Source organism: Nostoc sp., assembly GCF_036916655.1.
Classification (GTDB): Bacteria; Cyanobacteriota; Cyanobacteriia; order Cyanobacteriales; family Nostocaceae; genus Nostoc.
Window position 1 is genome coordinate 87528 of the sequence record NZ_JBALFY010000012.1, and the last position, 22354, is coordinate 109881.

18 protein-coding genes and 1 pseudogene are annotated in these 22354 nt (G+C 41.1%); 9 read left to right on the forward strand and 10 right to left on the reverse strand.

Annotation, left to right across the window (positions count from 1 at the left end):
• Nucleotides 1-34 precede the first annotated feature (34 nt).
• From V7L31_RS03470 to ctpB, 3 genes are all read right to left on the reverse strand, one after another.
• A complete protein-coding gene (locus V7L31_RS03470) occupies nucleotides 35-2020 on the reverse strand; it encodes a sensor domain-containing protein (protein WP_334694959.1) in 1986 nt (661 codons plus the stop codon).
• Between the two features lie 813 nt (nucleotides 2021-2833).
• Nucleotides 2834-3823: a glycosyltransferase gene (locus V7L31_RS03475; RefSeq protein WP_334694960.1), complete on the reverse strand. Its 990-nt coding sequence runs from the start codon at nucleotides 3821-3823 to the stop codon at nucleotides 2834-2836.
• 95 nt (nucleotides 3824-3918) lie between these two features.
• Nucleotides 3919-5259 carry a carboxyl-terminal processing protease CtpB gene (ctpB, locus tag V7L31_RS03480; RefSeq protein WP_334694961.1) on the reverse strand — a complete coding sequence of 447 codons (1341 nt, stop codon included), beginning with the start codon at nucleotides 5257-5259 and terminating at the stop codon, nucleotides 3919-3921.
• 311 nt (nucleotides 5260-5570) lie between these two features.
• Between ctpB and V7L31_RS03485 the strand changes: the two genes are divergently transcribed.
• A complete protein-coding gene (locus V7L31_RS03485; RefSeq protein WP_334694962.1) occupies nucleotides 5571-6269 on the forward strand; it encodes a YdcF family protein in 699 nt (232 codons plus the stop codon).
• Between the two features lies 1 nt (nucleotide 6270).
• Here the strand turns inward: V7L31_RS03485 and V7L31_RS03490 are convergent.
• From V7L31_RS03490 to V7L31_RS03500, 3 genes and pseudogenes are all read right to left on the reverse strand, one after another.
• Nucleotides 6271-6462 (reverse strand): annotated as a pseudogene (locus V7L31_RS03490) (Txe/YoeB family addiction module toxin); the annotation flags it as partial.
• 49 nt (nucleotides 6463-6511) lie between these two features.
• Entirely contained in the window at nucleotides 6512-6754 is a 243-nt protein-coding gene (locus V7L31_RS03495; protein WP_334694963.1) for a type II toxin-antitoxin system Phd/YefM family antitoxin, read from the reverse strand.
• A gap of 150 nt (nucleotides 6755-6904) precedes the next feature.
• Nucleotides 6905-8107 (reverse strand): 3-dehydroquinate synthase, encoded by a 1203-nt coding sequence (locus V7L31_RS03500; protein WP_334694964.1) that lies wholly within the window; start codon nucleotides 8105-8107, stop codon nucleotides 6905-6907.
• 492 nt (nucleotides 8108-8599) lie between these two features.
• Here V7L31_RS03500 and V7L31_RS03505 point away from each other — a divergent pair, with 492 nt between their 5' ends.
• The 5 genes from V7L31_RS03505 to V7L31_RS03525 all read left to right on the forward strand — a co-directional run bounded on the left by V7L31_RS03505 (nucleotide 8600) and on the right by V7L31_RS03525 (nucleotide 14431).
• Nucleotides 8600-9481: an EboA family metabolite traffic protein gene (locus V7L31_RS03505; RefSeq protein ID WP_334694965.1), complete on the forward strand. Its 882-nt coding sequence runs from the start codon at nucleotides 8600-8602 to the stop codon at nucleotides 9479-9481.
• A 65-nt stretch (nucleotides 9482-9546) separates the two neighbouring features.
• Nucleotides 9547-10548 (forward strand): TatD family hydrolase, encoded by a 1002-nt coding sequence (locus V7L31_RS03510; protein WP_334694966.1) that lies wholly within the window; start codon nucleotides 9547-9549, stop codon nucleotides 10546-10548.
• A gap of 89 nt (nucleotides 10549-10637) precedes the next feature.
• Nucleotides 10638-11570: a UbiA-like protein EboC gene (eboC, locus tag V7L31_RS03515; protein ID WP_334694967.1), complete on the forward strand. Its 933-nt coding sequence runs from the start codon at nucleotides 10638-10640 to the stop codon at nucleotides 11568-11570.
• 242 nt (nucleotides 11571-11812) lie between these two features.
• Nucleotides 11813-13039 carry a metabolite traffic protein EboE gene (eboE, locus tag V7L31_RS03520; RefSeq protein ID WP_334694968.1) on the forward strand — a complete coding sequence of 409 codons (1227 nt, stop codon included), beginning with the start codon at nucleotides 11813-11815 and terminating at the stop codon, nucleotides 13037-13039.
• A gap of 15 nt (nucleotides 13040-13054) precedes the next feature.
• Nucleotides 13055-14431: an alkaline phosphatase family protein gene (locus V7L31_RS03525; RefSeq protein ID WP_334694969.1), complete on the forward strand. Its 1377-nt coding sequence runs from the start codon at nucleotides 13055-13057 to the stop codon at nucleotides 14429-14431.
• Between the two features lie 141 nt (nucleotides 14432-14572).
• Here V7L31_RS03525 and V7L31_RS03530 read toward each other — a convergent pair whose 3' ends face one another.
• Nucleotides 14573-16609 (reverse strand): N-6 DNA methylase, encoded by a 2037-nt coding sequence (locus V7L31_RS03530; protein ID WP_334694970.1) that lies wholly within the window; start codon nucleotides 16607-16609, stop codon nucleotides 14573-14575.
• Nucleotides 16610-16933: 324 nt separating this feature from the next.
• On the opposite strand from V7L31_RS03530, the gene V7L31_RS03535 reads away from it, so the two are divergent.
• Both V7L31_RS03535 and V7L31_RS03540 read left to right on the forward strand, forming a co-directional pair.
• On the forward strand, nucleotides 16934-17179 hold the full coding sequence (locus V7L31_RS03535) for a helix-turn-helix domain-containing protein (protein WP_334694971.1): 246 nt from the start codon (nucleotides 16934-16936) through the stop codon (nucleotides 17177-17179).
• Complete coding sequence (locus V7L31_RS03540) at nucleotides 17176-18273, forward strand: hypothetical protein (protein WP_334694972.1); 1098 nt, start codon at nucleotides 17176-17178, stop codon at nucleotides 18271-18273. Before V7L31_RS03535 ends, V7L31_RS03540 begins: the two co-directional genes overlap by 4 nt.
• A gap of 407 nt (nucleotides 18274-18680) precedes the next feature.
• Here V7L31_RS03540 and V7L31_RS03545 read toward each other — a convergent pair whose 3' ends face one another.
• The 3 genes from V7L31_RS03545 to V7L31_RS03555 form a co-directional block, all read right to left on the reverse strand.
• Nucleotides 18681-19031: a DUF1257 domain-containing protein gene (locus tag V7L31_RS03545; RefSeq protein ID WP_015136553.1), complete on the reverse strand. Its 351-nt coding sequence runs from the start codon at nucleotides 19029-19031 to the stop codon at nucleotides 18681-18683.
• Between the two features lie 141 nt (nucleotides 19032-19172).
• Nucleotides 19173-20684, reverse strand: a complete 1512-nt coding sequence (gene ycf46 / locus V7L31_RS03550; RefSeq protein WP_292853888.1) for a stress-responsive protein Ycf46 — start codon at nucleotides 20682-20684, stop codon at nucleotides 19173-19175.
• Between the two features lie 78 nt (nucleotides 20685-20762).
• Complete coding sequence (locus V7L31_RS03555; RefSeq protein ID WP_334694973.1) at nucleotides 20763-21116, reverse strand: hypothetical protein; 354 nt, start codon at nucleotides 21114-21116, stop codon at nucleotides 20763-20765.
• A 484-nt stretch (nucleotides 21117-21600) separates the two neighbouring features.
• Between V7L31_RS03555 and V7L31_RS03560 the strand changes: the two genes are divergently transcribed.
• Nucleotides 21601-22131, forward strand: a complete 531-nt coding sequence (locus tag V7L31_RS03560) for a hypothetical protein (protein ID WP_334694974.1) — start codon at nucleotides 21601-21603, stop codon at nucleotides 22129-22131.
• Nucleotides 22132-22354: the final 223 nt, after the last annotated feature.

Genomic DNA, 22354 nt, shown 5'->3' on the forward strand with positions numbered 1-22354 from the left:
ACTAATTACGAATTAAGAAGTAGTTGAATAACCCTTACCATTGAGGATTTTGCATAATTAATGCCTCAGCAGCCAAGTTATTTAATGGAAGTGAAAAAAAATGTCCCTGGCCATATTCACAGTTCAACTTTCTGAGAAGTGCTAGTTGCTCTTTTGTCTCTACTCCTTCAGCAAGCACATCGACACCCAACTTATGTGCCAAGGTGATAATTATCTCAACAATTTCTAAATTTTTACTATTGGCGCTCATCGGGCTGATAAAAGAACGATCGATCTTCAACATACTAATCGGAAAGTTATAAAGACGACCTAATGAAGAGTAGCCCGTACCAAAGTCATCAATTGATAACTCAATGCCCATCTCTCGAAGTTGTAAAATTACAGCAGTTGCCTGGTCGCCATTTTCCACAATTACGCTTTCAGTAATATCTAGCGCTAGAGTGCCAGCATCAAGACCAGTTGAGTGCAAAATTTTCCCAATCTGCTCAATCAAATCCGGCTGAGAAAATTGCTTGACGGAGAGATTAACACTAATTTTCTCTAACAAGTTGGAACGATGACACACCTGCCAAGCCTGCATCTGTCGGCAGGCTTCATGCAACGCCCAGTTACCAATAGAGAAAATTAGTCCAGTTTCCTCTGCTAAGGGAATAAAATCTGCTGGATGAAGCAGACCACGCTCTGGATGCTGCCAGCGCAACAGAGCCTCAAAACCTAAGATAGAACCACTAGCGAGTGAAACAATCGGTTGGTAATAAACTCGAAATTCTTCGCGTTCAATTGCTCGGCGCAAATCGGTTTCTAACTGCAATCTTGCTAGAGCGCTAGCATACATCTCTGAGTTGAATAGCTCATAACGCGCTCTGCCTAGTAGCTTGGCTCGGTACATTGCTGTATCAGCATCCCGCAACAGTTCTTCTGGGTGTTGATAATCTACTGTCGAACTCAACGCGATGCCAATACTTGCCGTGATGAACATTTCTTGTCCATCAAGCTCAAAGGGTAACGCCAGTTCATGCTGAATCCGTTCTGCTACTGTGATAGCATCTGACACATCCTGGATTCCCTCAAGCAGGATTGTAAATTCATCTCCCCCAAGCCGTGCCGCTGTATCTATAGAGCGTACACATACTTCTAGCCTACTTGCAGTAGCAAGCAGAAGTTGGTCTCCATTTAGGTGTCCAAGACTGTCATTGATCACCTTAAACCGATCTAGGTCAATAAATAGCACAGCAAATAGATAATCTGAATGCCGTTTTGAAAAATTTATCGCATGTTTTAGTCGGTTCATAAATGCAGCGCGGTTTGCTAGACCTGTCAGCGCGTCGTGAAAGGCAAGGTGCAACAGTTGTGACTCGACTCGTTTACGCTCTGTAATTTCACTTAGCAATTTCTGATTTGCTTTTACCAGTTCTGCTGTCCGTTCCGCTACCCGTATTTCTAACTCACTGTAAGCTTGATGTAACATTTCTTCAGCTTGTTTGCGTTCGCTAATGTTGCACAGCAGCCAACGCCAGCCAAGCTGTTTTCCCTCAAGATCGTATATGACTGAGGCTTTTACACTAACAGGAAAAGGCTTTCCTCTGCTTGGTTGTAGGTTAATTTCCCAGTTTATTAGCTCTTGCAAATTGTTCATTTGAGAGCTAAATGACTGCTGGTATTGTTGAGCAATAAAGATTATTAATGGTTTACCTACTAAATACTTTTGTGGGATACCGAGCAAGATTGCTGCTACATGGTTTGCCTCTTGGATTGTCCCAACAGTATTAGTTACTAAGTAACCATACGGTGCAAACTCAAACAAATCTTGGTAACGTTGGCGCTCTTTCTCTATTGCCGCTCGCGCTTCTTCTAACTTATCGGAAGCTGTCAATAGTTTTTCCATTGCGGTATTAAGTTCCTCAAAAGCCCCGGTTACAATTTCCTGTTGTGAGTTTGGCTTAGTTCCATCACATTGCAAGATTTCCTGTATCTGTGAGCGCAATTGCTCTATCTGTTGGCTAAATTCATCCACTTTCATTTTGCTCAACTCACAAAACTATGAAGCGTAGCTAGCTGTGAATGAAGAAAGCAGGAGAAACAAACCCCATACTTTCCTCAAGGCTTCAGACCCTATTGAGCAGGCAAGGATCGGGTTACTTACAAGAGCGGACACATTGTAAATAAAATAAATGTGGCAGAACTTGTTTTATTGATTTACTAACTTATCTATTAATGATGAGGGAGCAATCAAATTTGTACACGCTCAAATCAAATATTTGCCCTATTTCAGTGCCACAAACTTGTCTATTAATCACAAAAGTGCAAAGTTGCAGCAAGCCCTACCTACTGAAATTTTTATTTTATTAAATACAAGATGTCAAAGTTAAAACTCGATCAGTAACAGCATATTTGCTTTCTCTATTTTTGAAAATACTTCTTAAGATAGATTCGCTTTTATTAATTAAAGAAAAAATAAGGATTTCAGTCAATGCTTTTATGCTGACAAGAGCGCTTGTTTTTTTTCGGCATTGCTGAATTAGGTATAAAAATTAATTTTACGTAATTTCAAAATCTTTGTAGAGACCTTGTACTCCATATTATACCAATATTCATATATCTAATCAGCAACGCCCAACGCCGAAAAATCTTTCCCTATTTGCCGCCCTCACCAAGCATTGTTAGCTTAACAGACTAGTACTGCAAGGCGGAATTAAAAATTAAAAATGAATACGACGTAAGCGTTTCATTGATTTGGAATGGTGAGGCAGTCCGATCTTGGGGGTTCCCCCCATGAGGAACTGCTGAACCCGAAGGGGTGGTTTATTTTCGCCGTGCTGTACTAGTAATATTGTTACAGTCGATCAATTATCTTGGCATTATCTGGTAGCTTGGCGTCTCTTTGCCCAGCAGTACGCGCTCTCGCTGTGAACAAACCAATAGGAGTATTTAATAAATTTACAAGGGTGGCTTGACTCGCAATGCCTGGGTTAGGCTGCGCCAACGCCTTTTTAATATCTCTTGGTATTTCTTTCAATAACCAACGTGTCAAACGATAGCCGTATTCTTTGGGTGTCATCTCTCGCATCAAATCTACACCGTGCAGTTCGTGCAGATAGCGATTTGAGCGTCCATAGCGCCGCCATTGACTTTGCAGTTCTTTGAGTGTAGTACGGTGGCGGTGCTGAACGATCGCATCGGGAGCAAATTCCAAACGCCCGATGTTTTCCCCCAAAATCCGCCAGCAAATATCGGCATCGCCACCAGTGGTAAGATAGGGACGAAATAAACCCGCTTTTTCTAAGGCTATGCGTCGAATCGCCAAATTAGCCGTTTGTCCATAGGGACGAAAGGAATGGTTCAGGGTATGCTTTTGCGATAAAGTTTCCTGAAGTTCTGCGTGTCTTTCTAGCAGTGTTGTGCCTGGTAGTGCCACAATTTCACCAGCAACAATTACCACTTCTTTATTGACAAAAGGTTTAATTAGTGCATCTAACCATTGCGGTTGTGGACGGCAATCTGCATCGGTAAAAACGATAATTTCACCCGTAGCGGCGCGAATCCCAGTATTACGAGCAGCATAAGAGCTTTGAATTTGGGTTTCACTCAATGGGTGAATTGTAATTGGGCAATTTTCGGCAGATATTTTGAGGATGGTGAGAGTGCGATCGCTACTATTATTGTCCACCAACAAGTACTCTACCCGTTCTTTTGGGTAAGTTTGAGACAATAGACAATTGATTAACTCTGGTAAATCCGCCTCACCGTTATAAATAGGAACAACCACCGACACCATTGGTAAAAAGCTGGTGGCGGTGGCTGCATCAACTGACTGATGATTCATAAATCTGAGATTTGGGAGATGGGATTACTAGCTAGTATGCCCAAATCCAAATCCTGGAACAATTAAAAGGAATCAGAATTAGTGAGGGATTGAAACTAAAATTTCAAGTCACCAGCGCGACTCATAGGTTGAGTGGGTTGATTTGCCGGCGGCTGGGCAAAGTTATTATTTGATAAAATTGCGATCGCACGGGCATATTGCGGATCGCTCTTAGTGCCGATTAAATCTGGATTAGAAGCCAACTGACGCTCTTGTGCCTCTGTCAAGTCTAGCTTGATATCTGGCGTAATCCCTTTATGGTTGATATCCGTTCCTGCTGGGGTGTAGTAATGAGCTATGGTGACAGCCAAGCCAGAACCATCTGCGAGTTCATGAACTGACTGCACTAAGGCTTTGCCAAAGGTTTGACCACCAACGACTACCGCCCGCTTGTTATCCTTGAGTGCCCCTGTGAGGATTTCGCTAGCACTAGCGGAATTACCATCTACTAAGACCGCCAAAGGACGATTTGTCAAAGCAGTGCGATTGGCTTTAGTTTCTTCACTGCTGCCCACACGGTCTACTGTCTTGACAATGCCGCCATTATCGTACCACATCCGAGCAATTTCAATGCTCGCCTGCAACAAACCGCCAGGATTTCCCCGCAAATCTAAGACATAAGAATCAACTTTCTTAGTATTCAAATCGCGGATGGCTCGTTGCATTTGGTCTGCGGCGTGGGCGCTAAATTCTCGCAAACGAATATAGCCAACGCGGCGATTCCCTTCTTGTCTGAGGGTATAGCGTACTGTTGGTACTTCAATACTTGCTCTTGTTAGCTTCAAATCAAAGGCATTTTGCCCCGTCCGTCCCAGTCGCAGTTTGATGGGAGTACCCGCTTTGCCACGGATTAACTTGGAGGCGTCATCCACTTTCATTTTGAGAGTGGGTTTGCCATCAATTGCCAAAATTTCATCGCCTGCCTTGATCCCAGCTTTCAGTGCTGGAGAATTTTCGATGGCTTCGACAACAGTTAGCCGCTGAGTTTTTTCGTTTACTTCCATCCGAACGCCAATGCCAGAGACTTCTCCAGATGTTTGGTTTGTCAGGGCTTCAAACTGTTGGGGATCCATGAATCGAGTGTAAGGATCTCCCAACTTTTGTAAAGCTTCGCGGATGGCGGTGTATGCTTCTTCGCGAGAAGAGTAGTCTTTGCTCAACAGGCTTTGCCTGGTTGCTTGCCAATCTTGTTGATTAAATTTACCATCAACATATTCATGATTTACCAGTTGCCAAACTTGGTCAACTATCACTTTTGGACTGTCTTGTAGGGCTAGAGCAGCACGGACACCACGAGTCCAAGCAGGGCCGAATACAGACATCGTAGCAGTCGTGGCGATCGCTCCACCAATCAAGGCTACTTGGAGCGGTGAGTAACTTTTCGCAGATTGGTTCATGTATACTTAGCTGGAATAATTGTGTTGTTGACAGTTTAGCAATCAGGCTTTCCAGAAATTTTTAAGTTTTTATACCCCAAAATAAACTATGCTCCTTCATCATTTTTATGGGTAAATGATGCCAAAATACCGCATTAGTTATTAACAACCATTTCTCAGTTTGTTAGCCTTCTCCGGAAGGACATACTGACCTTATGACACTTTGATTAGCGTCATATTTGCATTCTCGATTACTTTTATAAGATAGCACTTTGTTCACTGAATTGCAGCACTGTTATATAGCCATTAAATCAGCTTTTCTTACCTAAGTCATGAAACGCAAATTTACCATCAAATCATTAATTTCTATTAAAAAAAAATCGGCTAATCTGTGGCAATTGTTACAAAAACTAACTAGCGGATTGTACGTTATCTTGGGTGTTTGGCTGATTTTTACTACTATAACCTTAGTTTTTGCTTCCTTGCAGCCTGTAGATGCCTTCTTTGTGCTTGGTGGCAGTATTCGTCGAGAGACTTATGTCGCCCAACAAGCAAAACAATACCCACAAACCCCAATTTTAATTTCTCATGGTTCCCCCGATCCCTGTATACGGTTAATTTTTGAGGCGGAATTGGCAGAGTTACAAAACGTTTGGTTAGAAAACTGCGCGAATTCTACCTTTGAAAATTTTTATTATGGTATTCCAATTTTGCGACATTGGGGAGTGCATAAAGTCATGTTGATTACCTCACCGAGTCATTTACCTAGAGCCGTATGGATCGCACAGATTCTTTTGGGCGCTCATGGTATTTGGGTAGAGTCAGAGATTGTTCAGGAGTTGGGCGTCCCTGGTAATAATGAATCTTGGCTTAAAACTGGGTTAGATGTAACACGCAGCTTATTTTGGGCGATTTTAAGTCAAATTATTCAACCGCAATGCTCAAATGTCACAAAACTTACTGAAGTAGATATGCCAGCTTGGGAGAATCGAGGTTTTCATTGTGAACATCAAGGTGGGTTGAGGAGATAACTTACTGGTAATGCGTCCACATGCGAATTCTCTTGACTACTTGCTCGGATTCGATGACCTCATATACTAACCGATGCTGTATACTAATCCTCCGAGAATAAGCACCTGATAAGTCACCAACCAGCTTTTCATAAGGTGGAGGATTTTGAAAAGGATTTTCTTCAAGGACTGTGAGTAATTCCTCGGCCTTTTTCTTCTCGCTCCTTCGGGGTTTGCAAGTGGCTCCTCAGAAGCTTGTTGACTCACCAATCCAACTCCTCATCACATTCTTGGATTGGGGTTGCTAGTCCTTCTTTTATAGATTCTCGCATTCCAGGGACAGATAATAAGTAAAGAGTCTCCTGAATTGCAGACCAATCTTTTTCCGCAAGCAGAATTGCATTACCGCGATCGCCTCGAATGATCACAGGTTTACCCTGTGCAACTTGGTCGATGAGCTGTTGCAAATTATTTTGAGCGTCGTTGACGGGAACCGAGGACATCATAACTTTTTTAGCTCACGATAACTTTAATTTAGTATAAAAGTTGAGAACTTGCGATCGCTTCTCTGAGTTGCATTTAAGGCTAAAACTAATACTTTTCAAACAAACTCTAAGGTTTTGTAAGCTGCTTTTGAGAAAATAAGCTAGGGATAATTAATGCAAAAGTTCCCAATCTTCCAGTATAAAAATAGCATCTTTATACAAAGACAAATCCACGTGGTTAACTTCTATTCCCTCTCCAATTCCTTGTAGAAGGGTAATGGTTAATTGTCCTCCCAAGTGTTCACGGAACTCGGTAAGCCCCCTAAATATACAATGCGGATGGTCTAGTTGATCTAATTGCTCTGTCAGTGCTGATGCGTACAAAGTAAAGCCTAATTTCTTGAGTGTAGTTAGAACCCTTTGCCATTCTGATTGCAAGAGTTGCCCTGTTAAATATGAATAAGTCGTATCTAAAGCAATGCCGATCGCTACAGCTTCACCATGACGTAGGCTGTAATTAGTTAAATGCTCTAGTTTGTGAGCCGCCCAGTGTCCAAAATCTAAAGGGCGCGATGAACCCATTTCAAAGGGATCGCCGCTACCAGCAATATGCTCTAAGTGTAACTGAGAACAGCGATAGATTAGCCTTTCCATTATGTCCATGTCTCGATTAGCCAATTTATCGGCATTAGTCATAATGAAATCGAAGAAATCTGCATCTTTAATCAGCGCTACTTTCACCGCTTCTGCAATACCCGATCGCCAATCTCGATCGTCAAGGCTAGTCAGAACATCAAAGTCATTCAAGACAGCATAAGGTGGCATGAATGTACCCAAAAAGTTTTTCTTGCCGAAGGCATTGATTCCGTTTTTTACCCCTACACCCGAATCATTTTGCCCTAGTACTGTTGTTGGTACTCGTAGCAATCGAATTCCTCGGTGAGCTGTTGTTGCTGCGTATCCTGCCATATCTAGGACGGCTCCACCTCCAATTGCTAACACGTAGGAGTGACGGCACAATCCAGATGCATTAATTTGCTGATGAATTTGCTCTATAAATCGAGAATCGTTCTTGACTGTTTCTCCACCCGGCACTACTATCGGTTCACCGCTTAGTGTTAGCACATCTTCATAACGCTGGGCATAGGCTGATAATTTTTTTAGCAATCCATCTTGGTACTGTAAAAATCCTCCATCTACCACTGCTAGCACTTGCTTTGGGGTTGTTTCCCCATCTGCGGCAATAACTTGTGCAAGTAAAGGATTATCTAACTGAAACAAACCTTTCGTGAAGTGAACATCATAATTGAAAGTTACACGAACACATTGCTTAATTGGTTGCAGATTAAGAGCGGTTTTTTGTTGAATAGCCATTTTAATATTATTGTTTTTGAAATAACTGCAAATAAATACATTGCTGCAATTAGACAATTGAAGCTGATGGCAGAATTGACATAATAAATCCATTAAATACTTCAATAATTAAATGATTTACTACACCAATTTAACTATTAAAATAATCACACTTATGAAGTGCTTTTACCTTAGTAAATAAAGTCAAAATAGCATTAGGTTGCAATTATTATCAATACCTGAGCTTTATATTGTATCTGATGTTGGCAATGCAATAGAGATCATTGTTACATAGGATTCTAAATTTTTTCCGTAAGATAATTCAGTGTTCATCTAATTAAAATGATATCTTTACAATATCTTCTTTAAAGTCGGAAGATTTTTATAGATTCAGTGAATTTATGATCTCAGTAGAATACGAGCTAACTACTTCAATCCCAAAGTATCAAGTTTAGTGGTAGATTTTATACTTAGTTGTCATAAAAAAGTTGGGCAACTTCTCCTGAATTTATCATGAGTAAAGTAAACAAGTTACTGCATCAATGGCTGTTAAAGTCTGTTTCAGAAAAATCTTTTGCTTGGCTGGAACAGAAGCAGGCACAGATTGCTAACGGTGCTGTGGAACGAGTGTTTTTTACGGCTTTTAGTGCTGTGCCCCGCTATCTCGGTAAAGAGGATTTGCAGCTAACATTCCAGGACTTAGAGGCGGCACAGGATGTAATTCCCGGTTGGTATCCTGGTCATTGGAGTGTAGATCAAGCAGGTCGCACACTCTTACTTTTAGCTTTGCCCCACGATGATACTCAGGGGTATTTGCGATCGCTCGATCAATTCTTCTCCACTGCCGATATGGGGGAGTTAGTTGTTCTTTATCAAAGTTTGCCATTACTACCACATCCAGAATTACATCGCCACCGTACTGCTGAGGGAATTCGCAGCAATATGAGTAATGTATTTCAAGCCATAGCATTACGCAATCCCTATCCTGCGAATTATTTAGATAATGCTGCTTGGAATCAAATGGTGCTGAAGGCTGTGTTTGTCGGCAGTCCGTTGCATCTAATTTGGGGTCTAGATCGGCGTGCTAACCCAGAATTGGCGAAGATGTTAGCAGCCTATGCCCATGAGCGCTGGGCAGCTAAACGCTCAGTGACACCAGAACTTTGGCGACCTGTAGGGCGGTTTGCCGATAGCGCCATCATTACAGATTTAGAAAAAGTACTGGCTAATGGGGCTATAGAAGAGCAAAAAGCAGCAGCATTAGCTTGTGCTGAGTCTCCTTTACCCCAAGCGCAAGCATTACTTTCTCATTACCCAGATTTACAGTCATCCATTCAACAAGGTAATCTGACTTGGAGCAGTTTTAGCCGCGATGCTTGCGGCGATCTGCGCTAACGACTCTTTGTCTACAAATAGAGGGGACTGGGGACTGGGGACGAAGAGGACAAGGAAAATAAACAATGATGTCCCATACCCAATTTCCAATGCGCCCAATGCCCAATGCCCAATTCCCAATCATTAAAACCATGATGTTTATCGATCCTCACATTCACATGTGTTCCCGTACTACTTACGATTACTTAGTAATGCGGGAATATGGTATTGTCGCTGTCATTGAACCAGCCTTTTGGTTAGGACAACCCCGAACCAACGCCGGCTCATTTAAAGACTACTTCAGTAGCCTTGTGGGTTGGGAACGATTTCGTGCTAGTCAGTTTGGCATCCAGCACTACTGCACAATCGGACTAAATCCGAAAGAAGCTAACAATGAAGCACTAGCAAAAGAAGTTATGGAACTGCTACCACTTTATGCCTGTAAAGAAGGAGTTGTTGCCATTGGCGAAATTGGCTATGACGATATGACAGAAGCAGAGGATAAGTACTTTTGTCAGCAGTTAGAACTAGCTAAAGAACTCGATATGTTAGTACTAATTCATACTCCTCACCGCAATAAAAAGGCGGGTGCTAGTCGGAGTATGGATCGCTGCATTGAATATGGCTTAGATCCTTCACAAGTAATTATCGATCACAACAACGAAGAAACCGTTGAAGAAGTATTAGGACGCGGTTTTTGGGCAGCTTTCACGATTTACCCACAGACGAAAATGGGTAACGCCAGAATGGTAGAAGTTGTTCGTAAGTATGGACGCGATAGCGTAGCGGGACGTGAGAACGTTCGTCGCATCATCGTAGATAGTAGTGCTGATTGGGGTATTAGCGATCCTTTAGCAGTTCCAAAAACGGCTCAGTTGATGCTAGATAGAGGCATTCCAGAAGAACATGTCCGAGCAGTTTGTTATGAAAATGCCCTAGCTGCTTACAGTCAAACTGGGCAGATGAAAGCTTCAGATTGGCTCAATCCCCAATCTGTCGATCAGCGTCAAATGTTCAGTGGTAATTCTGTGCTGCGGGGACAGGAACCAGGAATCAAATCAGTTTCAGATTTTGTATTGATTGAGTAGGGAGTAGGGAGTCGTGAATTGCATAAATATCTGATTTATCTGTAATATGCAGTTTATTTTGAGAAATTACTAGATAAGGAGGCAGATAAGTGAATGTTGCAAGCTTAAATTTGCAAGGCTGGCGGGGTTATCTAGAATTGATGCGTCCTGCTAATATTGTTACTGCTTGGGCAGATATTCTTGTTGGTTTTGCTGCTTCTGGCTCTGGGGTTATTTTTGCTAAATTAATTAACGGAGAAGCAAGTTTTGCCGTACTAACTCCATTAGGTTGGTTGTTATTAGTTACAACTGGTTTATACGGCGGTGGTATAGTTTTTAATGATGTTTTTGATGCAGAATTAGATGCAAAAGAGCGACCAAATAGAGCAATTCCGAGTGGTCGTGTATCTCGTCAAAATGCTGCTTTGTTGGGGAGTATACTGTTTGCGATCGGGATTATAGCTGCTTTTCAAGTATCGTTGTTGAGTGCTGCGATCGCTATTTTTATCACTCTTTCATGCCTACTCTATAACTCACTCGCCAAACATCATCCTTTTTTTGGCCCTTTAAATATGGGTTTATGCCGTGGTAGTAACTTATTATTAGGTGTCAGTGCTGTACCCGAAATCGTCGGAGAACGTTGGTATTTAGCGCTGATTCCTGTTCTTTATATTGCTGCAATCACCGCAATTAGTCAGGGTGAAGTTCACGGAGGCAAGAAGATTACGGGAGTACTAGCACTACTGCTAATCGCAATAGTTTTGACAGCAGTTTTAGCTTTAGGATTATTAGGAGAGTATACAGCGATCGCAGCACTACCATTTGCTGTTTTCTTAGCTATCAGAATCTTGCCAAATTTTCTCAAAGCTGCACGTGAACCAATAGCCGAAAATATTAGAAATGCAGTGAAAATAGGTGTTTTATCTCTAATAGTTTTGGATGCAACTGTTGCATCTGGCTTTGCTGGTTTCTATTACGGTTTATTAGTGCTAATCTTGTTACCAATTTCGATGAAATTAGCACAAGTATTTGCTGTTACTTAAACTTGAATGTACACATCCAATTAAGCGAATATAATTCACGGCTACACAGGCAAAGTCCGCCTCCGCGGACTAAAGTCAAATTAAGGGTTTGAAACCCACGGAGGTGGGTTCTGTTTGTATAGACGCGGTTTCTAACCGCCCGTTTCCTGTTAAATCACTACCCATAAATATATAGCAAGTATTTTGTGAAATAGTTTAAGCCAGAGAAAATAGATTATGTATACAAGGGATAGAGCTAAAAAATGAAAGTTACAAAGAACAATAATTTTCACTTAACTTATTGCAGTAATATTCATCCTGGTGAAAGTTGGCTAGAAGTTTTCGCTAATTTAGAAAAGTATATTCCCGAACTAAAATCGCGTTTATCGCCTACAGAACCTTTTGGTATTGGCTTGAGGTTAGCAGATATAGCCGCAAAACAACTTTTAGAAAGTAATAACTTAGATCAATTCCAAACTTGGTTGATTCAACAAGATTTATATGTTTTTACTTTAAACGGATTCCCTTTTGGCGGATTTCATCGACAGGTAGTAAAAGACCAAGTTTATCTACCAGATTGGTCTAGCGAAGAACGGGTTAATTATACATTAAACTTGGCACAAATTTTAGCTACTCTATTACCAGAAGAACTTGACGGTGGAATTTCCACACTACCATTATCTTATAAACCTTGGTGGGAAAAAGACCAAGCAACTTTCGAGATAGTTTTGAAAAAGAGTTGTTTGAATATAGCACTAGTTGTTGTAGAAATGATTCGCATCTGCGAAGAAACAGGAAAGATACTCCATATTGATTTAGAACCTGAGCCTGATGGTTTAATTGAAAATACCTCAGAAATAATTGATTTCTATCAAAATTGGTTATTGCCAATTGGTGGTAATTATTTATCAGAAAAGCTAAATATTGAACAGAGTTTAGCAGAGATTAAATTGCTAGAACATGTTCGTATTTGCTATGATACCTGTCATTTTTCAGTGGAATATGAGCAGCCCAAGTCTGTATTTACACGTTTGCAATCGGCAGGAATTAAGATTGGCAAGATTCAAATCAGCGCTGCAATTCAAGTAAAAATACCTGCTGATGTTGAGAAGCGTAGTTTGATAGTTGAACGTTTACGTCCTTTTGCTGAATCTACCTATCTTCACCAGGTAATAGAACGTCGCAGCGATGGTACACTCCATCACTATCCTGACTTAATAACTGCATTACCACATTTAGAGCAATCTCTAGCTGAAGAATGGCGCACTCACTTTCATGTCCCAATTTTTATTCATGATTATCAAATTTTGCAATCTACCCAAGATGACATTGCTACTGTTTTGCATCTACTTCAGACAAACAATGCTTGCTCACATTTAGAAATTGAGACTTACACTTGGGATGTATTGCCATCAGAAATGAAGATAGATTTGCTGACTTCTATTCAGCGTGAATATGAGTGGGTATTAAAAGAACTCGCTGCAAATTAATAAGGAACTAAGTTTATGAAAAAAACAGTTATTCTAAATGTTGTAGGATTAACACCTAACTTAATAGGAGAAAACACACCGTTTTTGTCTTCTTGGGCTGCGAAAGGGCAAGTAGTTCCGATCGCAACAGTGTTACCTGCTGTAACTTGTTCTGTTCAGGCTACTTATTTAACAGGAAAATTGCCTGATGAACATGGGATTGTCGCTAATGGTTGGTACTTCCGCGACGAATGTGAAGTGAAGTTTTGGCGACAATCTAATAAACTAGTGCAGGCTCCCAAAGTTTGGGAAATCGCTAAATCAATCGATCCAAACTTCACTTGTGCCAACCTTTTTTGGTGGTACAACATGTATTCGTCTGTAGATTATGCCATTACGCCGCGCCCAATGTATCCCGCCGATGGGAGAAAATTACCTGATATTTATACCCATCCTAGTGATGTGCGATCGCAAATTCAATCTGACTTAGGAAACTTCCCTCTGTTCGATTTCTGGGGGCCAAAAACTTCCATTAGTTCTAGCCAATGGATTGCCAATTCTGCAAAATGGATTGAGGAACGTTATAGCCCGACACTATCACTAGTTTATTTACCACATTTAGATTACTGTCTGCAAAAATTTGGTAATAATCAAACACAGATTCAAGCAGATTTGCGAGAAATTGATGCTGTTTGTGGCGATTTAATTGAATATTATCAAGCACGTAATATTCAGGTAATTATTCTTTCGGAGTATGGCATTACGCCAGTTTCTCAAGCTGTAGATTTGAACCGTGTATTACGGGAAAATGGTTTAATTGCTGTAAGAGAAGAATTGGGGCGAGAATTACTCGATTTTGGTGCTAGTACTGCCTTTGCTGTTGCCGATCACCAAATTGCTCATGTATATGTGAACGATCCAGCATATATCTCGAAAGTGCGATCGCTTTTAGAAGCGACTGAAGGTATAGCCCAAGTATTAGATGACGAAGGTAAACAAGCCTACCATCTCGATCATCCTAGATCGGGAGAGTTGGTAGCGATCGCACAATCTGATGCTTGGTTTACCTATTATTATTGGCTAGATGATGCAAAAGCGCCTGATTTTGCTAAAACTGTAGATATTCACCGCAAACCTGGTTACGATCCTGTAGAACTTTTCCTCGATCCGCAAATTAAATTTCCTCAAGTAAAAGTTGCTCTCAAGTTACTTCAGAAACAACTAGGTTTTCGCTACCTCATGGACGTGATTCCTTTGGATGCTTCCCTGGTGCGTGGCTCTCATGGTACTATTAGCACCTCTCCCAATGAAGGGCCTCTATTTATCACCCATCAAACTGACCTAGTTGATGAAAATCGAATTGAGGCGACAGATGTTTTCTCGTTGATTCTCAAACATTTAAATCAGAAGTAGGGACATATCTTGGTAAGAATCTATAATTTGCAGATGGATCTATTAGCCCAGAAGTTAACTTCTGGGCGGAATGTGGGGATTAGCTAGATTTTAGAGTTTTAGAGAAGTCCAGCAATGTCTACGACGGCCTACGCCTACGCACTAATCATCACTGATATCAAAATTAATAGCATTGTTACCTAGTAACTCTAAGCATGCTCTCCTTGTTAGCTCTCGTGCTTCAATTCTTTCATGAATAGCCTGCTGCACCATTTTTGTTACTTTCTCCTGCAACAATTTGTCTTTTGGAATAGGTAATATGAGTTCATTAATCCGATCTCCTAAAGAATCAATAATGTCTTGAGTAAATCTCTTCGATTTAATCTGCTGTTGAACAGGAACAGAACTTAATGCCGCAAGCAGTAGATAAGGAGATAGTTTAGAAAGATCAGTTACACGGAGTTTGTATAGGTGACTTTGGTAAATAATACGAGTGTCATATTTTGTCACAAATGCACAAGTGCCAATCAGGTAAGTTCCATCTCGCACCATCAAGATGTCCCCTTCTTGAACATCTTGTTTTTTGGCATAATTCGTATAAATTTCTTCACTAATACAATGCTTTGGATCTACTTTTATTTCCCAATTAGATATGTCAGAGGTGCGAATAAAAGGTATATCTCCATTTCCGTAAGCGAGCTTACCTACTTCGTCTCCTGTACTAATTTTTATTACTCCTGATAATACTAGATCTCCAAACTTTATTAAGTGATGAGTATCCTTAAGCAGTTGCAGCGAATCATTAACTTCGGGGTTGTAATATCTAGGAGCTAAAACGTTATCTACGATTTGAGTATCAGAGATGCAATATCCCAGATGAGTATACTCTTTTGGTATATTGCTTAAAAATTCATGGTATTTCCTACCAATTTCAGGTAGTTCATCACATCCAAGTTGTCGTCCCCTGCTATCATGTCCGCACCATTTGGCTTCTGCCATGAAGATTCTGATCTTGCCACTATCTAATTCCCTCTCGGACTTCTTTTGAAAAAGAACTAAGCAGGTTTTAGTGTGAGTTCCTCCCTTCCCTGAGATTTTAAAAAGAGACTCTGGCATCCCCAATACTGCTTTGATGTGTGCATATTCTCTAATGTAATTAATAACATACCGATAGTTTTTACTGGATATAAGGCTTTCTGGAACAACCATACCGATGCGTCCATTAGCTCTTACCAGAGAGAGGCAGCGTTCAACAAAGAGTACTTGTGGTGGAACGGAGTTTTGAAGTATATCAGATTTGACAAATTTAGATGTTTTCTTATCTGTTTTCCACTTATAACCCAGATCAAACACTTTCTGTACATTGCTGATCACCGACACAATACGAGAGCCAAAGGGAGGATTGGTTACTATACCATCAAAAGTACCCAAACTGTCTTTCAATACGAAATTTTTCTCTCTTTCTGCTACCCAAGCAAGCGAGTCTGCACAGAAAACATTGGCGGGTGAGAGCGTAACTAGCGATAAGCGAGCTGCTGCGAGATTAACAAGATAGCTATCTTTATCTACTCCAAAAACACTGTTAGAGACATCTTTTGGAGAAACACCAGCAGTAACTAGACTACGTGCTATGGCATTGAGAAACCCGCCTGCTCCACAAGCTGGGTCAATGAATCTTTCCCCTGACTTGGGAGCTACAAGCGAAACCAAAAGTTCAACGGCATTCTGAGGTGTAAAAAACTGTCCCTCTTGTCCTCTGATGGTAGAACCAATAAAAATTTCGTAAGCATCTCCAAAAGGGTCACGACTCCAGTTATTGAGGTGGATTTTATCTAGTTTCTGATCGATATACGTGATGCTTGCGGGGTCGAGCAATAATTCTTCTTCATGGCTAAAAATAGCCTGTATACCAAACAAGTTGGGTAATAAATCACGTAGCTCTGAGAATGCTTTTCTATACTGCTTGGCAACTAAAAAGGCATCGTTATTATCAAACTGCACTTGTTGTTTTATAAGATACAACTTGCAAAAGAGGCACTTAATCACCTCTGTTAGCAATGCTTCATCACGAGTTGCTCCTACATATTGACCAGCAAGGTAGTTGCGGATTTGGCGGTAAGCTTCTTTGTAATCCAAGCCCTCACTGGCTTCTGATGCTAGAAATGACAACTGCTCATGGTTTTGAAGCCTATTTTTCATTTTATGTGATAAAGCTTTTGATTTTCATATTCTGATTGAATTAAATAATAAAACAGATACTGTTATTCAACAAGTCTTCATAAAATATTTGTATTTTTACAGCAGTTTTCGATCAAACCCGCCACAAAAATAAATCATAAAACAAAGCCCAGTATTGCTTTTATTTGTGGCACGTTTGATTGCAATTTGCTGTAAGCCATGACCACTCGAATTTACTGGCTCTGAAAACGAGTGCAGATAATTCTGATACTAAGACCGTTAAAAAAGTCGATTTTGGACTATTCACAATCAGACTTTAAGATATGAGGCAATGTATTTCAAAACATGCCAAAGTCTTTGTTTTCCAAGGATTACGCAGTTTTTCTAGAAGTTCTCATAGAAAGCAGGAAAAAAGCTGGGTTGACGCAAGAACAACTAGCCGAACGCCTTGGCACAACTCAATCGGTCATTAGTAAGTGTGAACGTGGTGAAAGAAGATTGGATATTGTTGAATTGCGTCGGTGGTGCAGCGCAGTTGGGATTGGATTGCTCAACTTCATTGTTGACTTCGAGGAACGTTTGACCGAATGAATAGGCATCCTCTTCAAACGTCTATTGAGCAGGCTTGTAATGCAGAGCGCTTCAATATGACGAATCTGTATCAGGCTGCATTGCCATTGTTCAGCAGTGATTCCAGAATATCACAGCTTATGATTCCTATGACTGCACAGTTGGGCAGTGAAAAGTATCTCTCTTTTGTCAGTGGGGCGATTTTACGACATGTGTTCCTCATTGAACTTGTCAAGGTTCCAACAATAGATTCCACTAAATTCCGAACACGCTGGTTCGAGCAACTGAATGGCGATCAACGATATTGCTCTTTTGATGAATGTCTTGAAATTGCCATAGACCTTATTTCAAAATTAGATCAGTGGTTACAAACGCCAGAACATAGAGAAACCCTGGAACTGTTTTTCAAACACCCACAACTTCCCTACGAAGCACCTATCGACTATCTTGTAAAGCCTGACATATCCGACAAAACTACAAGGATACATCGACTTGGTAATGTTGCTTGGACATACACTGAGACAATTCTACGCACGTTAAAGCTGCGAAAATTTCTGACTCAAGGCGAAACCAGCCCGGATGCAAAATTTTTCAAATTGGTTCTGAGCGATAAGATCAAAATTAAAACTTATCTGACTGACCGTGCTTTAACTGGGAATTTCAAAACCAACAGAGAAAAGCGATGGGAAACACATCCGCACTCAGTTCAATTTGCTAATCGCCGAACTTGCATGGAAATTGAGTACGTTTTAATTGAACAACTTTGTACTTTTGATGGTTTTCCAGCTACATCAAGACAAGCACTTGAAAAAGAGAAAGTTCTCTTTAATACACAGCCAGTATTTCAATGCCCGATCACACTTATTCCTATGTCCTTTGAAAAATTTGAGGCGGAGCTAACAACCCGAACGCACGGCAAATCAAGCTTCCAAGTTGGTCATCTTAACCCGTTGAAACTTGACGATCCTGCAAGCGCTACATCTGGACATACTGCTGACAACATAAGCTGGATTTCAGACGACGGGAACCGCATTCAAGGAAGCAAAAGTCTGGACAGCATCCGAAAGCTGCTTAAGCAAATCGCAGATAACTATCAAAAACTTAAACTTCATTAGCTAAAAATTAGCTTAGTGCCAAAATACATTTATTGCTAGATGAGTGCGGTTAAGCATTTGCAACTCATGCTCTTGTAAAAACATAACCCCTCTCCGCCACCGAAAAGGGGTTATGTTAGTGCGTATTATACTTACACTTACAACATATATTTGTACCCTAGTAACAATCCTGAATGGTTGCTTCACCATAAAGCAGAACTTCTTAAGTTAATTAAAAATAAGCTTGGTTGTCATGCTGAATACATCAATGTTACTACGATGAAATAAAATTACTAATTTGAAATTAGTATTGACTAGACTCATCAAAAATCGGGACTGAGAAATAAATCTCAGTCCCGATAAAAAAGCGGGCTAACCGCTATTTATATGGTTAACCCGTGCAGCTTTGGGAACGCGCAGAGAAATTGTTATTGCAATACCAACTTCACATTGGCGTTTTGCAAACCGCGCTGTTTTACTTCAGCCAAAGTTTTGTTAACAGCATACTTTTGGTTGATTGAGTTGATCAACTCGGTTTGGTTGTGCTTCTTAGCAACGCCCCACAAGTCAGCAATTAGGTCAAAAGAACCATCGCTGTTGCGAGACCAGCCGAGGTCATATTCGCCTTCCAACACGGCAACGATGTCCGAACGGACACGCTGACCGTTATAACCACGGACATCAGCTTCAGTCTTTACGCTGATACCGAGGTCGCGCAAGGAAGCCTTGAGGATTTCGGCATCGGTGATTTTGGTACGCAGGGTGCTAAAGTGAGACATTTGGGTTTCCTCCAATGAGAAGATTGAGAAAAACGACAACGGTTTGTTTTGGGCGAAGCCGCGCTTAACAGGATGCGGCTTTTCTTATAACTGCTAGCATTTTCAGCTAGCCTTTCCCCCTGGGATGGCAGAGGAAAGCTTTTAAAACTCCATTCGCTGATATTCAGCTACGGAGGATGCTGCGGGGCGGGCGCGCTGTCTGGCCCAATCTCTCAGAGCCGTTACTTGTTCTTGCATCGTTCGAGACAGCGGCAATGTTGCCTTCAGTGCAGCAATAATATCTAGTTGGGTGAACTCCCGATCTTGGGCAAAAGCTTCGTACATTGCCGCAACGATCGCTTGCTCAACTTCTGCCCCAGAAAAGCCATCAGACATCTTGGCTAGTTGCTCAAGATCGAATCGAGAGATGTCTTCACGGCGTTTCGTCAGGTGAATATTGAAAATGTGTTGCCGTTCTTCCGGTGTTGGCAGATCGACAAAGAATATTTCATCAAAGCGTCCTTTCCTCAAGAATTCGCCAGGTAAGCGTTCGACTCGGTTGGCGGTTGCCATCACGAACACTGGTGATTTCTTATCCTGCATCCATGTAAGGAAGGAGCCGAAGATTCTACTTGAAGTCCCCCCATCAGAATCAGATGAACCTCCACTACCAGCAAAGGATTTATCCAATTCATCGATAAATAAAATGGCTGGGGAAATAGATTCTGCTGTTTTCAGGGCGTTTCGCAGATTTGCTTCACTTCGTCCTACCATTGAGCCGTCGTAAACTCGCCCCATATCCAACCGCAACAGTGGTAAACCCCACAGTCGGGAAGTAGTTTTGGCTATTAATGATTTACCGCAACCAGGAACTCCTAAAATTAACATCCCCTTTGGTTGAGGCAAACCATACTCTCTCGCTCTTTCTGTAAAAGCGTTAGAGCGTTGCTTGAGCCATCTTTTTAACTCTTCTAAGCCACCTACAGCATCAATGGTTTCATCTTCTTCGATGTATTCTAAGATTCCATTGCGCCGAATTAGTTGCTTTTTCTCAGATAAAACGATGTCTACTTCATCTTCCGTCAAACGCCCTTTAGTTACCTGTGCCTTACGGTAGACTTTCTCAGCTTCATCTTTAGTTAGACCCAAAGCTGCTCTGAGAAGTTTTTCTCTGGCTTCTGTTGTTAACCGCCGACCACGATTTTGGTCTATATGATAAGTCAGTACTTTATTCAAGTCTGCCATATCTGGCAGTGTAAAATCGATAACAACAACTTCTTTTTCCAACTCTATTGGTACTTGTTGCATCGGTGACATCAAAATGATGTTCTTTTGCATACCTTTAAAGCTAGCGATCGCATCACGTAACGATCTGTTTGTTGCAGGCGCATCTATAAAGGGGTGTAAATCTTTAAGAATAAATATACTTGGTTCTTTCTGCCGAATTATCCACTCAATCGCTGCCTCTGGAGACACGGTATTATGTTGGGTGACATTTCGGGGTTGACCATACTCGACAATCCCGTGTGTTACTGTCCAAATAAATACTCGGCGCTGGGGCTTTAAATCCTGGGCGATTGTGGAAACTGCTAGCTCGGCCCGCTCTTCCTCGGAGGTCACAAGGTAGATTAAAGGGTATTGAGCTTGAATTAGGATACTGAGCTCTTCTTTCATACTTCGACCTACTTGAGACCTTATAGAGACAGTAGAGACATTGCTTCTGGTAAAGACAACCAAATCATGAATATCTATTTAGCAAGGAACTAACTCTTCCTCGCCCTTGGGATTGGTTTCATCTTCATCCATTTCATCAATAGAAAGATGCTCTTGACCAACTACTCCTGGTTGATTGCCTAAAGTAACCAGTTCCCCATCACGTAATACTAGTGAGCTATCACAAGTCGGGCATGAATAAACTCTATGAGTCCGCCCATAACTAGAATCTTCTAACTCTTCAACTAATTCTTGATTAGACAGGTAAAAACCAAGGGCACGCTCGGCAAGTTCTGACATTGGCTCGGAATCGATTGCTGAACGAATCTTCAGTTTTCTGTGCAACTCTGACGATAAATACAAAGTGACCTTTTGCTTAGTTTGCGTTTGCATATAACTCTTTAACGGTCTTACCCGGGTATGTATATCAATTTATCGGTTCTTTTCTTGCTTGTCAAGACAGTAAAACGTTTTAACGGCAGTTTCGTTACATTTATTTACATGTGGAGATGAGATGCTAATGAATCAGGTTGAAACTGGGAATTAGCGATCGCTAAACCAACAACAATAAAGTAATGATTGCCGGACTTGGCTTATTTTCTAGTGATTTGGAGCCTCAGCGGATTAAAGTTGAACACCTTTCCGGTTATAAACATGGCTGGAAATTGAAAGATGTGTTGGTTTGGAAGTGAAAAAGCTCTAAAGTTAGCTCGGCTGTCTGAGATGCGCTGTACATAAGCTGTCTGATAAAGCACTCTTTATAAGCTTCTCTACTGAGAGCTTAAAAGAGAATGGTAAATATCCTGAAAGAATATTGAACTTTTAATGAGTGCTTTTTTAGTGCGAGGTATTGATCTTGGCAAAATGTGTAATATAAATGGCTACTGCTAATAAAACCTGTAGTTTGGGGCGAAGAATTTATCGGTTTGCCGCCAGCGTTAGCGGAGTCATTGCCCTGCTAATAATCCTGTGGGGTTGTACTGCAAATGATTTTAACGCCGGAGCGATCACTTGGAAGACTTATACTAACTCTCGTTATGGCTTTGAATTTCTATATCCGAGTAACTGGACTCCTTTAGCAGCCCCAGCAAATGATGATGGAATTGCGTTTATTTCAGCACAGGATAATTCAGTGGAAATTCGGGGATGGGCAAGTCATCAGTTACCAAATTCGATTGTTACAGATCAAGAGTCTGTGAAAAAGATAAAACCCAACTTTCAAACCACCCAAGGAGTGTCTGGGGTGGTAGTTGTAGAAGTTGATCAACAAGTAGGTTCCATGACACTGACACTAACTCAGGGTCAAGTGAAATACTATTTGCGGGGACGAAGCAAGAGCCAAAAATTTCAAGATTACTATCGTTTGTTTTATTACATTGCCCAACAGTATCGGATTACGAAGTCTTAAGTTATGGGGCATGGGGCATGGGGTTGACATCCTCACCACCGTGAACGCACGGTGATTCTAGAGTAATGAGTAATAAGTAATAAGTAATGAGTAAATACCCATTTTTCATCCACTCATTACTCCTTACTCAATAGACCTCTTGCAGAAATATTTTATGGTATGTTTAAGGGTTTGCCAGTACCTATTTTGAGAGAATATGCAATACGAACAAAGCAAAAGCTTA